Genomic DNA, 15,644 nt, shown 5'->3' on the forward strand with positions numbered 1-15,644 from the left:
AGTAAGGCTAGGCTAACCTCATCTTGTGAGGATAAGGTTTGGCTGCCCTCAGTCGGGGCGCGGGAACAGTGCGAAAGCAGGGGATACGGGATGCTCTTCCAACGAACGACGCGTGTGAAGCCATGGCGACGGCTGGCGGCGACGCTGTCCGCCGTGACGCTCGGCGTCGGTCTGCTGGCCGCCTGCGGCTCCGACACGGCGGACGAGAAGACCGGCAAGGCCCCCGCCGCCGCGACCGGCGCGTTCCCGGTCACCGTGGAGCACGCGTTCGGCTCCACGGAGGTCACCAAGGCCCCGCAGCGGGTCGTCTCCGTCGGCTACACCGACGACCAGGCCATCCTGGCGTTCGGCATCAAGCCCGTCGGCATGGTGGACCAGTACCCGAACCCCGCCGGACAGACCCCCGACGTCAACACCCAGTGGCCCTGGGTGAAGGACAAGTGGGGCGACGCCCGCCCCGAAGTCATCATGAGCAACGGCGACTCGGGCCCCAACTACGAGAAGATCGCCGCCCTGAGGCCGGACCTGATCATCGCGGTCTACTCCGAGATCGACCAGGCCGCCTACGACAAGCTCTCCAAGATCGCCCCGACCGTGGGCCGCACCAAGGGCGAGAAGGAACTGTTCAGCGCCCCGTGGCAGGACAACGCGCTGCACATCGCCAAGGCGCTCGGCAAGGAGACCGAAGGCGCCGCGCTGGTCAAGGGCATCCAGGACAAGCTCGACGCGGCCCGTGCGGCGCACCCGGAGTTCGCGGAGCAGACCGCCGTCCCGCTGTCCTGGTACGAGGACTCGGTCGCGCCGTTCACCACCACCGACGTGCGCGGGCGGCTCGTGACGGGCATCGGCTTCAAGGGCGCCACGAAGATCGACGAGATCGCGGACGGCAAGTTCTACACCGTGCTCTCCCCGGAGCGCGTCGACCTGGTCGACGTCGACCGCATCTTCGTCATCGCCGACAAGGCGGACCAGGAGGCGCTGAAGAAGTTCAAGCTGTTCGCCAACCTGGACGCGGTCAAGAAGGGCAAGGTCTCGTACCTGCTGGACGGCGAGGGCCCGGCGGTCGGCGCCGCCATGTCCCAGGGCACCCTGCTCTCCCTGCCGTACGCGATCGACGAGCTCGTCAAGTCGGTCGACCAGTGACGCCGGGCCCGTCCCGCCGGACCGAACCGGTACCTGGGTGAGCGGCGCCGGGACGCGCGCCGCCCCGGCGGCCCTGCGCACCGCGGCCGGAGGCGAGTCCACCCGATGGGTCGCGGCGCGCTGCCGCGAACTGCCCTGGCTCACGGCGGCCACCGTGTTCACCACGGTGGCCGGCGCGACGCTCCAGGTGCTTCCGGTGCTCCTGCTCGGCCGGGTGGTCGACGGAGTGGTCCAGGGCGACGGGCGCTCGGTCCTGGTCACCGTCGGGATCTGGATGGGAGCCGCCGCGCTGCTCGGCGCGGCGGCCACCGCCCTGTCGACGTACCTGATCGGGCGGCTGGGCGCGGACCTGCTCGCGCGGCTGCGGGAGGGAGCCGTCCGGGCGGTCCTGGGCATGCCGAGCGCCCGGATCGAGCAGGTCGGACGGGGAGACGTGCTCTCCCGGGTGGGCGACGACGTGGCCGTGCTGTCCCGGGGCATCCGCAGTGCCGTCCCCACCGTGTTCTCGGCCGGTGTGCTGGTCGCCATCGCCACGATCGGCATGTTCGGACTGGACTGGCGGCTCGGCCTGGCGGGCGCCGGCGCGCTTCCGGCGTACGCGCTGGCGCTGCGCTGGTACCTTCCGCGCTCCGCCCCGCTCTACCGCGGGCAGCGGATTGCCCAGGCCGACCGCGCCCAGGCGCTCATCAGCGGACTCGACGGGATCGACACGGTCCGCGCGTACCGCCTCGAAGGAGCCTTCCGGGAGAAGGTCACCGCCGAGTCGTGGCGGGTGCGTGACCTCGGCGTCGAGGTGTTCCGGTTCTTCGGCCGGTTCGTCGGCAGGGAGAACCGGGCCGAGTTCATCGGACTCGTGCTGATCCTCCTGGTGGGGTACGCCCTGCTGGAGGGCGACGCCGCGACCCTCGGCGAGGTGGCGGCGGCCCCGCTCATGTTCCACCGGCTGTTCACCCCGCTGGGCGCCATCATGTTCACCTTCGACGAGGCGCAGAAGTCGGGTGCGAGCCTGACTCGCCTGGTCGGCGTCCTGGGGGAGGCCGCGGAGGACCGTCTCGTAGGCGACACCTCCGTCACGTCGGCCGACGCCGTGCCCCACCCGGTGACCGTGGAGGGGCTCACGTTCAGCTACCCGGACGCCGGGCGGCCGGTCCTCGAGGACATCTCCCTGACGATCCCGGCGGGCGGCTCACTCGCCCTCGTGGGCGCGACGGGGGCGGGCAAGTCCACCCTGGCCGCGCTGATCGCGGGCATCGGACACCCTCAGGCGGGATCGGTGCGGGTCGGGCCCCACGACCTGGCCGATCTGGACGAGGCAGGGGCACGCGCCCTGGTGAGCATCCTGACGCAGGAGACACACGTGTTCTCCGGTTCCCTCGCCGACGACCTGCGGCTGGCCGCGCCCGGGGCGGACGACACCGCGCTCATGGACGCGCTGCGCACGGTCGGCGCCGGCACCTGGGCCGAGGCGCTGCCCGAGGGGCTGGACACCGCGGTCGGCGAGGGCGGCGAACGCCTGGACGTCACCAAGGTCGCCCAGATCGCCCTGGCCCGGCTGGTGCTGGGGCGTACACCGGTGGTGGTCCTCGACGAGTCGACCGCGGAGGCGGGCAGCGAGGGGGCGGCCGAGCTGGAGCGGGCCGTACGGGCCGCGTGCGCGGGCCGGACCACGCTGTTCGTGGCACACCGGCTCACCCAGGCGATGGCGGCGGACCGGATCGCCGTGCTGGACGCGGGACGCGTGGTCGAGCAGGGAACCCACGACGAACTGGTGGCTCTGGGCGGCCGGTACGCGCGCCTGTGGCGTGCGTGGCGAGAAGGCAGTTAGGCGGACCCGGTCGGACCGGGGTCGACTTTCATCCCACGGAAGGGCGTTGAGTCTTCGATGACGGAACCGAGTGCGCGTCTCCTCCCGCTCTCCCCCACGGGGGTGGCCGCCGTGCGCCGGCGGACCGGCGCGTACGGCGACCGGACGGTGGCCGTGGCCTGCGCCGTCGGGCTGGCGTACTGGGCGACGGGCAGAAGCCCCGACGGTCTCGACCTCACCCCCGCCACCCTGTTCGCCGACGTCCTCGGCTGGGTGGACAACGGCGGTCCGGGCCCGGACGGCTGGGAGGTCGGCGCGGACGGCGGGAGCATCACCGTCCCCGAGGGCGTCGCACCGGACGAGGCGCGGCGGGCACTGGAGGACCTGACCGACTTCCCGGACCGCCCGCTCGGCACCATCGGCCCCTGCGGAACGGCCGAGCGGATCGAGGCCCTGGCCCGGTGGAACGACACCGCGACCGAACGGGTCCGCCCGACCGTCGTGGAGATGTTCCGCGAGCAGGCGGGCGCCCGGCCGGACGCGGTCGCCGTCGTCGACGGCGACCGTGTGCTGACGTACCGTCAAGTAGACGATTCATCGGCACAGTTGGCCTACCTACTCCGCGAACGCGGACTCGCCGCCGAACAGGTCGTCGGCATCTCGCTGGGCCGCTCCGCCGAGATGGTGGTCGGACTGCTCGGCGTGCTCCGGGCGGGCTGCGCGTTCGTCCCCCTCGACCCGCGATGGCCCGCCGCGCGCCGGGCCGTCGTCATCGAGGACGCCCGCGCCGTGCTCCAGCTCAACACCTCGGGCGAGCACACCGCCGGTGAACCGGAGGCCGTGGCCGTGGACCTCGGCGCCTGGCGGCTCGGTTCCCGCACGGCCGAGGAGCCCGGCCCGCGCGTCCCGGGCGCCTCGCTGGCCTATGTGATCTTCACGTCCGGTTCCACGGGACGCCCCAAGGGCGCGATGATCCGCCACGAGGCGATCAGCGAGCGCCTGCTGTGGCAGGCCGACGAGATCCTCGGCTTCGGCCCCGACGACGTGTCCCTGTTCAAGGCGCCCCTGTCCTTCGACATCTCCGTCAACGAGATATTCCTGCCGCTGGTGCGCGGCGGCCGGGTCGTGGTCCTGCGCCCCGGCGGCGAACGCGACCCGCACCACCTGCTGGACGTCATCGCCCGGCACGGCGTCACCTTCACCTACCTGGTGTCCTCCATGCTGGACGTCCTGCTGGAGATCGTGGGCGACTCGGGGCGCCTGGACAGCCTGCGGCACGTGTGGTGCGGCGGCGAGGTGCTGACCCCGGAGCTGTACGAGCGGTTCCGCACCCGCCTCGACATCCCCCTGTACCACGGCTACGGCCCGGCCGAGACGACGATCGGCGTCTCGCACGTCGTCTACCGGGGCGCGGCGGAACGCCTGTCGACATCGATCGGCAAGGCCAACCCCAACACCCAGCTGTACGTGCTGGACGACGAGCTGCGCCCGGTCCCCGTCGGGGCCGGCGGCGAACTGTACGCCGGAGGGCTCCTCCTGGGGCGCGGATACGTCAACGCCCCGGCCCTGACGGCCTCCCGGTTCGTGGCCAACCCCTTCGCGGCGGACGGCTCCCGCCTCTACCGGACCGGTGACCTCGCCCGGTTCGCCCCGGACGGGTCGCTGGACTTCCTCGGCCGCGCCGACAACCAGATCAAGATCCGCGGCATGCGGCTGGAGATCGAGGACGTCGAGGCCGGTCTCGCCGAGCACCCCGGGGCACGGCACACCTGTGTCGTCGCGAGAACGAACCCGGCGGGCGGCACCTACCTGGTGGGATACGTCATCCCGGCGGCCGGCCACGAGGACCTGAGCGCGGAGGACGTCCGGGCGTGGGCCGCCGCGCACATGGTGGAGTACATGGTGCCCACCCACATCGTGGTGACCGGGGAGTTCCCGCTCACCGCCCACGGCAAGATCGACCGGAACGCGCTGCCCGAACCCGTGCTCTCCACCGGCCCGCTCGTCGCGCCGGCCACCGAGAACGAGCGCCTGGTGTGCGCGGCCGTGGCGTCGGTCCTCAGACTGGAGGAGGTCGGCGCCGACCAGGACTTCTTCCGGCTCGGCGGCGACAGCATCCTCGCCATCTCGCTGCTGAGCGCACTGCGCGAGGCGGGCCTCCACGTCACCGCACGGCAGATCTTCACCCACAGCGTCGTGGGCGCGCTGGCCGCGGTCGCGAGCCGTGAGGACGCCACTCCGGCGGAACACGGCGACGAGGCCACCGGACACGTCGTGGCACCGCCCGTCGTGCGGTGGCTCGGCGCGACCACGGACGCGATCGACGGGTTCGTGCAGTCGGTGGTGGTGCGCACCCCGGCGGACCTCACCGCCCACGCCCTCGACACGATGCTCACCGCCCTGGTCACCCACCACGTCATGCTGCGCGCCAGGCTGGTACGCGGCGACCGCTGGAGCTTCTACGTCCCGCCCGCGGACCACGTCACCGCGCACTGGCAGGAGAGCGACGCTCCGCTCGACGCGTGCACCACGCTCGCCACCCGCGGACTCGACCCGGACAACGGGGTGATGCTGCGCGCCGTCTGGCGCCGCGAGGCCCGGCAACTCGTCCTGGTCGTCCACCACGTGGTGATCGACGGGGTGTCCTGGCGCGTCCTGACGGACGACCTGGCCACGGCGTGGCGGCAGCTCTCCTCGGGCACGCCTCTCGCCCTGCCCCCGGTGGGCACCTCCTTCCGGCGCTGGACGCGGCTGCTGGAACGTACGGACTTCGAGGCCGACCGCGCCTTTTTCCGGCGCCCGCTGCCCGGCCCGGACCACCCGCTGGGCAGACGTGCCCCGTCCGAGGACGACACCGTCGCCCAGGAACGCCTGCGCACCGTCACGGTCGGGCCCGAGGTCACCTCCGCGCTGCTGGGCGAGATCCCCGCCAGGTTCCACGCGGGCGTCAACGACGTCCTGCTGACCGGGCTCGCCGTGGCCCTCGCCCGGTGGCGGCGCGACCTGGGGCAGGACCAGACCTTCGCCCACATCGAGCTGGAGGGCCACGGCCGCGAGGGACGGTTCGTCGCGGGCACCGCCGGCTCCGAGCCCGACCTGTCGCGGACCGTGGGCTGGTTCACCACCCTGTTCCCGGTGACCGTGGACCCCGGACCGGCGGACGACCTCACCGACCCCGCGTACCTGGCCGCCGCGCTCAAGGCGGTCAAGGACGACCTCGGCCGGGTACCGGGCAACGGGCTCTCCTACGGCGTCCTGCGCCACCTGGCCGGCATCCGCTTCGACACACCCGCGCCGCAGGTGCTCTTCAACTACCTGGGCCGCTTCGACTCGGACACCCCGGGGGACTGGCGGTTCGCCGGCCCCACCGGGCAGTTGGGGGAGCGGCGCGACCCGCGGATGCGTCTGCCGCGCGCCCTGGAGTTCAACGCGATCGCGGAGCCCGCCCCGGCCGGCGGGTACGAGCTGGTCACCACCCTCTCCTGGCCCGAAGGGGTGTTCACCGACGAGGACACCGCCACCCTCGGCGCCTACTTCCAGGACGCCCTGACCGCCCTGGCCGCGCTCGACGGGGGCGGCCACTCCCCGGGCGACTTCGCCGCCGTACCGCTGACGCAGGACGACGTGGACGCCTTGGACGGACCGGCCCTGCGCGACATCCTGCCGCTGACCCCGTTGCAGGAGGGCCTGTACTTCCACTCGGTCTTCGACGACGACGCGACGGGCAGCTACGTCGAGCAGCAGGTGCTCACGCTGGAGGGCGAGGTGGACGCCGGCCGGCTCGCGGCGGCGGCCACCCGGCTGCTCACCCTCTACCCGAACCTGGCCGCCCGGTTCACGGCCCTCGCGGACGGCCGGGTGGTCTCGGTGCTGGAGAGCGGTGTCCGGGCGCCCTTCACCGTCCTGGACCGCCCCGGCATCACCGGCGACGAGCTGCGCGACCACGCCGAGCGCGACCGCCGCGCCGGGTTCGACCTCGCCACCGGACCGCTGATGCGGTACACCCTCGTCCGCGCGGGCCACGGCCGGAACGTGCTGGTGCAGACCGTGCACCACATCGTCGCGGACGGCTGGTCGGTACCGCCGATGCTCCGCGCGCTGCTGACCGAGTACCACGCGCCGGGGAGCGTGTATCCGCTCGGCGGCTTCCCCGACTACGTGCGGTGGCTCGCCGCACGGGACGACGAGGAGAGCGACCGGGTCTGGCACGACCAGCTCGCCGGGCTGCCCGGCCCGTCACTGGTCGCGGAGGGGCACACCCCCTCCGACCGGTTCGCCGACACCGCCGTGGCCCCGGACGGGGACGTCGACGCCGCCGCCCGGTCGGCCGGGGTGCCGCTGAGCGTGGCCGTGCACAGCGCCTGGGCGCTGACCCTGGGCGGCATCCTGCACCGCGACGACGTGGTGTTCGGCTCCACCGTCTCCGGGCGCGACGCCGACGTGCCGGGCATCGCGGACATGGTGGGCCTCTTCATCAACACCGTCCCGGTGCGCGCCCGCTGGTCCAGGGGCACCACAGCGGGCGACCTGCTGGACTCGGTCCGCGCCCACCAGAGCGCGGTACTGCCCCATCAGCACGTCTCACTGGCGCGGATCGGCCGCCGGACCGGCACCGGACCGCTCTTCGACACCCTGGTGGTGTTCGACGTCGCGACCGACGTGGAGGCGCTGCGCGGGCCGGACGACGACCTCGTGGTCACCGGCATCGTCAACGAGGGGGCCCCGCACTACCCGCTGACCCTGGTGGTGGAGCGGGCGCTCGACGGCGGTCCGCGCTTCCAGCTGATCTACGACGGGGCGCTGCTGCGGGAGGCGGGCGCCCGGACGATCCTGCGGACCTTCGCCCGGACCCTCACGGGCCTGCTCACCCGCCCCGGCACCCCGGTCGGTGATCTGGTCCGCGAGGACGTCCGGCGCCCCGCCCCGGCCGTCCCGGGCGCCCCGGCGACCCTGGACGCGCTGTTCGACGCCGCCGCCGGCCGCGACCCGGCCGCCACCGCCGTCACCCACTGCGCCCTCGACGGCACCACCAGGTCACTGACCTACGGTCAGCTCTCCGACGCCAAGGACGGACTGGCCTCCGCCCTGCGCGCGGCCGGCGCCGGACCGGGCACCCGGGTCGCCGTCGCCGTCCCGCGGTCCGCGGAACAGGTCGTCGCCCTGGTCGCGGTCGTCACCGCGGGCGCCGCGTACGTACCCCTCGACCTGGCCTATCCGGACGAACGGCTGGAGTACGTCCTCGCGGACGCCGCACCCCAGGTCGTCCTCGTGGACCGCGAGCACCGCGACCGCTTCGCGCACCTGCCGGCCCGTGTGCTCGTCCTGGGCGACGAGACGCCCGGTGCCGGGCCGCCGCCGGACGCCACCGCCCGCCGGGCCCGCCCGGGGGACCCCGCGTACGTGATCTACACCTCCGGATCGACCGGCAGGCCCAAGGGCGTCGTCGTCCCGCACTCCGCCGTGGTCGCGCTGCTCGCCCACACCCGGGCCGACATGGAGTTCGGCCCGCGTGACGTATGGGTCCAGTTCCACTCGTACTCCTTCGACTTCGCGGTCTGGGAGCTGTGGGGCGCCCTGGCGCACGGCGGTGAGCTGCTGGTGCCGGAGTACGGCCTGACCCGCTCCCCGGTGGACTTCCACCGGCTGGTCCGCGAGCGCGGGGTGACCGTGCTCAACCAGACCCCGTCCGCCTTCCACCAGTTCGTCGAGGCCGACCGGCAGGCCGCCGAGCCGGTCACCGCACTGCGCCGGATCATCTTCGGCGGCGAGGCGCTGGACCCCGGACGGCTGCGCCCCTGGACCGAACGGCACGGCACCGGCTCACCCGAGCTGGTCAACATGTACGGCATCACCGAGACCACCGTCCACGTCACCCACCGGGTGCTCACCGGCGAGGACGTCGACGGTGACACGAGCCCGATCGGCGGCCCCGTCCCCGGGCTGACGGTCCATCTGCTCGACGACCGGCTCCGGCCGGTGCCGCCGGGCCGGGTGGGCGCCCTCTACGTCGCCGGTGACCAGGTGTCCCTCGGCTACCTGGGCCGGCCCGGTCTCACCGCCGGACGGTTCGTGGCGAACCCGTTCGTGGACGACGGCACCCGCATGTACCACACGGGCGACCTCGCCCGGCGCACGCTCGACGGCGAGCTGGTCTTCGTCGGCCGCGCCGACGACCAGGTACAGCTCAAGGGCTTCCGTATCGAGCTCGGTGAGGTGGAGTCCGCGCTCAGGGAACTCGACGGCGTGGCCGACGCGGCCGTCACCGTCGCGGACAGCGGCGACCATCTCGTGGCACACGTCGTCGGCGCGGGTACCGGCGACGTCACCGGCCCGCTCTCCGCGAGACTGCCCGCGTACATGGTGCCCGGCCGGGTGATCCGGCTCGACGCCCTGCCGCTGACCGTCAACGGCAAACTGGACCGCCGGGCCCTGACCGAGCACGCCGCCACCGTGCCGGAGGACACCCCTCCGGCCGCCGGCGGTGACTCCGTGCTCACCGCACTGGTCGGCGTCTACCGCGCGACCCTGCCCGGCGCCCCTGACGTGGACGGCGACACCGACTTCTTCATGGCCGGCGGCGACAGCATCGTCGCCATCACCCTGATCAACCGGGCCAGGGCCCTCGGCCTGTCGATCACGCCACGGGACGTGTTCCTGCACAAGAGCCCGCGCGCCCTCGCCGGCCACCTCGCGGCACGCACACCACGCGCCGTGCCGCCCGCGCCCGCCCACCCCGAGGACGGCCCGCTGGCCCTCACACCGATCATCCTGCGCAGGCGCTCGCTCGGCGGCTCCCTCGCCCGGTTCGCCCAGGCCAGGGCGCTGGTGGCGGCCGAAGGCACCAGCTTCCAGGACGCCGGACGCGCCGCGGACGCCGTCGTCGCCGCGCACCCGGTCCTGCGCCTGCGGCTGCGCGTGGAGCACGGGGTGTGGGCCCTGCGCACCGGGCCCGCCCACCACGTCACCGTGGCCCGGCCGGACACCGCGGACCCGGCGGCCGCGGCCGACGAGGCCGCCGGGCGCCTGGACCCCGAGTCCGGGGAGGTCGTCGCCTTCGCCTGGCTGGAAGCGACCCGGACCCTCGTCGTCACCGCGCACCACCTCGCCGTCGACGCGGTGTCCTGGCTGATCCTGCTGGACGACCTGGCCACCGCCCTGCGCGGCGACAGCCTGCCACCGCCCACCACCTCCTACGCCGCGTACGCCGACGCGCTGAACTCCCGGCCCGCCCACGCCCTCGACGCCCTCGGACACTGGATCAGCACGCTCCAGGCACCCCCGCTGCTGCCTGAGGTCACGGGCCCGCGCGAGACCACGGTCGTCCTCCCGCCGGACGTGAGCGACCGGGTCACGCGCACCGCCCCCGCCGCACTCGGCATCGGTCTCACCGAACTGCTGTGCGGCGCGCTGCGCGCCGCGCTGACCCGTGTCCAGCCCTCGCCCACCGACCTGGCGATCGAGCTGGAGCGGCACGGCCGGGTCCCGGCGCTGGACCACCACGACTACACCCGTACGGTCGGCTGGTTCACCGCCGTCGCCCCCGTACGCCTCACCCCGCGCACCGACCCCGTCGCGGCGGCGCGCGAACTCACCGAACGCCTCCCCGACGAGCGGGGACACGTCGCCTACGGGCAGTTGCGGTACCTCGACCCGCAGACGGCACCGCTGCTGACCGCCCGCCCCCAGGTGCTCTTCAACTACCTCGGCCGGGGCCGCGAGTCCGAGGCGCTCCCCGTCACCGGCCAGGACCAGGGCCGCCCCTACGCCGTCGAGGTCAACGCGTGGACCGACGAGGACACCGGACGCCTGTGCGCCGTCCTCACCCTCGCCGACGGCGTCCCCGACGAGCTGACCCGGCACTGGCGCGACGCCCTTGAGCACGTCGCGGACACCGCCGCGGCGGCCGAACGCACGGCACCGGTCACCCCGCTCCAACGGGGCCTGTTCTTCCAGGCCCAGATGGCGGGCTCCGCCGGACACTACGTCGCGCAGAGCTACTTCACCTTCGACCGGCGGCTGGACACCGACGCCCTGGCCGAGGCGATGGCGTACGTCATCGGCCGTCACCCGGTCGTCGGCGCCGGCTTCACCACCGACCGGGACGGCAACCCGGTCCAGAATCTGAAGGCCGGACGGCGCGTCGAGGTGCGCACGGTGCGCGCGGAGTCCGAGGCGGACGTGGACACCCTGCGCGCCCGGGACCGCGACACGGGATTCGACCCGGGGTGCCCGCCGCTGGTCCGGCTGACCGTGGTGCGCCTGTCCGACGACCGCGACGGTCTGCTGCTGAGCTACCACCTGCTGCTCTGGGACGGCTGGTCCCGCGAGATCCTCCTGCGGGACCTGTTCGACGCCTACCGGGCCGCCGTCGCCGGTGAACCGCTGCGTGCCACCCCGGCCACCCCGTCCTTCGAGGACCACGCCCGGACGCTCCACGCCCGGGACACCGCCGCGTCGGAGCGCTTCTGGGCCGGGCACCTGGCCGGCCTGGCCGGACCGACGCTGCTCGCCGGACCGCGCCCGTCGTTCTCGGACGCCCTGCCGCGCGCCCTCGCGCACACGCTCTCCTCCGAGCGGTCGGACCTGCTCAGGGAAGCCGCCCGGAGACACGGCGTCACCCTCAACTCCCTGCTGACCGGGGCCTTCGGCCTCCTGCTGGGCGCGCACACCGGACGCGCCGACGCCGTGTTCGGTGTGACCGTCTCCGGCCGGGAGGGCGAGGGCCTGTCCGAGGTCGTCGGCGTGCTGCTCAACACCGTCCCCCAGTGGACCCGGGCGCGGCCCGGCGACACGGTCGGGGCGTACCTGGCGGCCGTCCAGGCGTCCCGGGTCGAGGCCATGGACCACGAACACCTGGGACTGGGCGAGATCCAGCGGGCCGGCGGACACGACAGCCTGTTCGACAACCTCTTCGTCCTCCAGAACTTCCTGGACCTGGACGCGCTCGCCGCGATGAACGCCCGGCACGGCATCACCTCGGTGCGGGCCGACGACTCGACGCACTACCCGTACACCTGGGTCGTCACGCCCGGCGACCGGCTCACGGTCAAGCTGGAGTACCGCGGCGACGACACCGGACACGCCCGCCGCCTCCTCGACGACTACCTGCGCGTGCTGGACGACCTGGCCCGCTCGAACGGGCCGGTGGGCGCCCTGAAGGGGCTGGGACCGGAGCCCCGGCCCGCCCCCCGCACGGACATCGGCACCGACACCGTCGTGGACCGGTTCGACCGGGCGGCTGACCGCGACCCGGAGCGGGTCGCCCTGGTCGCCCACGGCACGACCATGACCTTCGCCCGGCTCCGGGACCGCAGCCGGGCGCTGGCGGGGGTGCTCGCCGGGCGCGGCATCGGCCCCGAGCGCACCGTGGGCCTCGCCCTGCCGCGCTCCCTCGACTCGATCGTGGCGCTCTTCGCGGTACTGCGTACGGGGGCCGCCTACGTCCCCCTGGAACTCGACCACCCGGACGAGCGGATCGCCGCGATCACCGCCGACGCCCGCCCCGACGTCATCCTCACCGTGAGTACCGTGGCGCCCCGGCTGACCGGCGAACTCATCGAGCTGGACCGCCCGCTGCCCGAGGCCGCCCCGTTCGTGACGTTCGCGCCCGGTGACCCGCACCGCCTGCGCCACCCCGCGTACACGATCTACACCTCCGGATCGACCGGGAAGCCCAAGGGGGTGGTGACCGAGTACGCGGGCCTCACCAACATGCTGGTCAACCACCGGCGCCGGATCTTCGAGCCGGTCCTCGCGCGCCACGGCCACCGGGTCTTCCGGGTCGCCCACACCGTGTCGTTCGCGTTCGACATGTCGTGGGAGGAGCTGCTGTGGCTGGCCGACGGACACGAGGTGCACATCTGCGACGAGGAGCTGCGCCGTGACGCGCCCCGCCTGGTCGAGTACTGCCGCGAGCACGCCGTGGACGTCGTCAACGTGACCCCGACCTATGCGCGGCAACTGGTGGACGAGGGGCTGCTCGACACCACCGCCCGGCGGCCCGCCCTGGTGCTGCTGGGCGGCGAGGCCGTCACCCCGGACCTGTGGCGGCGGCTCGCGGAGACCGAGGGAACCGTCGGCTACAACCTGTACGGGCCCACCGAGTACACCATCAACACCCTCGGCGTCGGCACCTTCGACTGCCCCGACCCGGTGGTGGGCACGGCGATCGACAACACCGACGCCCACGTCCTGGACCCGTGGCTGCGCCCGCTGCCGGACGGCGCCCCCGGTGAGCTGTACGTCGCGGGGATCGGCATCGCGCGCGGCTACCTGGGGCAGAGCGCGCAGACCGCGGACCGGTTCGTCGCCTGCCCGTTCGGCGCCCCCGGCGAACGGATGTACCGCACCGGGGACCTGGTGGTCCGGCGGCCCGACGGGAACCTCATGTACCTGGGCCGCACCGACCAGCAGGTCAAGATCCGTGGCCACCGGGTCGAACCCGGCGAGGTGGAGGCCGCGTTCGCGGCGCACCCGGCGGTGCGGTTCGCCGCCGCCGTCGCCCAGCCCGCCCCCCAGGCGGACGGCGCGTACCAGCTCGCCGCTTATCTCGTGCTGACCGGCTCCGACCTGGCGACGGTCGCCGCCGAGGCGGGCGCCGGCCTGCCGGACTACATGCGCCCGACGCACTACGCCCAGGTCGACCGCATCCCGCTGACCGTGAACGGGAAGGCCGACACCAAGGCGCTGCCGGAGGCCCGGCCGCTCGGCGTGCTGACCACGGGCGGCGAGCGCGCGCCGAGGAGCGGCACGGAGAGCGAGGTCTGCGCCTTCTTCGCCGAGGCACTCGACCTGGACGACGACGAGGTCGGCGCCGTGAGCGACTTCGTCTCCCTGGGCGGTCATTCCATGCTGGCGGTGCGGTTGATCGGACTGCTCCGCCGCGCATACGGTCCTGTGGTCACGATCCGTGATCTGCTCACCCTGCGAACCCCGGAAGCGATTGCGCGCCACATCGATGACGACTCCTGACACACAGCGGCCCCGCCCGGGGTCCGACATCCTCCGTACCGCCCTGCGCCGCAACATCGGCGCCATGGCGGGCGGCACCGTCCTCATGGGCCTGTACCAGGCGGGCGAGACCGCCTTCCCCATCGCGCTCGGCCTGATCGTCGAACACACCCTGCGGGACCGGCACCTGGGCTCGCTCGGCCTGTCGGTCGCCGCGCTGGCCGTGATCATCACGACCGTGTCGCTGTCCTGGCGGTTCGGGATGCGCGTCCTGCAGAAGGCCAACACGACCGAGGCGCACCGCTGGCGGGTGCGGGTCGCGGCCTGCGGGCTCCAGCCGGTGGCCAGGGACCTCGACCTCAAGTCCGGCGAGGTGCTGACCATCGCCACCGAGGACGCCGACCAGACCGCCGACATCATCGAGGTGGTGCCGCTGCTGGTCAGCTCCCTGGTCGCGGTGGTGGTCGCGGCGGTCGCGCTCGGCCTGGCCGACCTCCGGCTCGGCCTGCTGGTCATCGTGGGGACCGTGGCGATCCTGTCGGTCCTCGGTGTGATGTCCAGACGGATCGGTTCCAGCACCCGCGAGCAGCAGGCCCGGGTGGCGCGGGCGGGCGCGAAGGTCGCCGACCTGATCATCGGCCTGCGCCCGCTGCACGGCTTCGGCGGCAACCACGCGGCGTTCCGGTCCTACCGGCGGGTCAGCGCGGAGGCCAGGAACCAGGCGATCACGGTGGCCCGGGTGAACGGCGTCTACGCGGGCACCGCGCTGGCGCTGAACGCGGTCCTGGCCGCCGCGGTGACGCTGACGGCGGGCTGGCTCGCCTTCGAAGGGCGCATCACCATCGGGGAGCTGGTGATGGCGGTGGGGCTGGCCCAGTTCATCATGGAGCCGCTCAAGATGTTCTCGGAGATGCCGAAGTACGTCATGATGGCGCGTGCCTCGGCCGAGCGGATGGCCCTGGTGCTCTCCGCGCCGCCGGTGACGACCCCGGGGACGGAGCGCCCGGCCGCCGGGGGAGACCTGGAGATCGACTGCGTACGGTACGGCGCGCTGCGCGAACTGAAGTTCCGGGTGTCCGCGGGGGAGTTCGTGGCCGTCACCGCCTACCAGCCGCGTGCGGCGGCCGACCTGGCGTCGGTCCTGGCCGGGAACACCCCGCCCCACGCCTACGAGGGGGCGCTGCGGCTCGGCGGCCGGGAGACCGCGGACCTGTCGATCGAGGCCGTCCGCGCGCACATGCTGGTCAACCCGTACGACGGGGAGATCTTCGCGGGCACCCTGCGTTCGAACATCGACCCCTCGGGCACCAGCGGTTCGGTCGCCGAGGCCGTCGAGGCGTCGATGCTGACCGATGTCGTCGCCCTCCACCGCGAAGGGCTCGACCACGCCGTCCGGGACCGCGGCGCCAACCTCTCCGGCGGACAGCGCCAACGGCTGTCCCTGGCCCGCGCGCTGGCCGCCGACACGGACGTCCTCGTGCTGCACGACCCGACGACGGCGGTCGACGCCGTCACCGAACAGCTCATCGCGCGCAACATCGCGGAACTGCGCCGGGGCCGCACCACCGTCGTCCTCACCAGCAGCCCGGCCCTCCTGGACGCCGCCGACCGGGTCCTGGTCCTGGACGACGGCGCGGTCACCGCGGAGGACTCCCACCGCAACCTCCTGGCCACCGACGAGGCGTACTGCCGGGCGGTGGCCCGCTGACCGGCGGCCGAGGGCCGGGCACCGCGGCCTGGGCGGCCC

General features: G+C 73.6%; 4 protein-coding genes. All 4 read left to right on the forward strand.

The genetic code is table 11. The features are described from left to right. The first annotated feature begins 90 nt into the window (after window positions 1-90). From B9S64_RS31130 to B9S64_RS31145, 4 genes are read left to right on the forward strand one after another with little or no spacing between them, the layout of a single operon-like run. Complete coding sequence (locus B9S64_RS31130) at window positions 91-1,143, forward strand: iron-siderophore ABC transporter substrate-binding protein (protein WP_103489256.1); 1,053 nt, start codon at window positions 91-93, stop codon at window positions 1,141-1,143. 37 nt (window positions 1,144-1,180) lie between these two features. Then, complete coding sequence (locus B9S64_RS31135) at window positions 1,181-2,968, forward strand: ABC transporter ATP-binding protein (protein ID WP_103489257.1); 1,788 nt, start codon at window positions 1,181-1,183, stop codon at window positions 2,966-2,968. 57 nt (window positions 2,969-3,025) lie between these two features. After that, a complete protein-coding gene (locus B9S64_RS31140; RefSeq protein WP_109492182.1) occupies window positions 3,026-13,918 on the forward strand; it encodes a non-ribosomal peptide synthetase in 10,893 nt (3,630 codons plus the stop codon). Beyond that, the gene (locus B9S64_RS31145) at window positions 13,905-15,605 is read left to right on the forward strand and encodes an ABC transporter ATP-binding protein (protein ID WP_103489443.1); all 1,701 of its coding nucleotides are present in this window, start codon (window positions 13,905-13,907) and stop codon (window positions 15,603-15,605) included. Before B9S64_RS31140 ends, B9S64_RS31145 begins: the two co-directional genes overlap by 14 nt. Window positions 15,606-15,644 lie beyond the last annotated feature (39 nt).

The organism is Streptomyces sp. SM18 (assembly GCF_002910775.2).
GTDB lineage: Bacteria > Actinomycetota > Actinomycetes > Streptomycetales > Streptomycetaceae > Streptomyces > Streptomyces halstedii.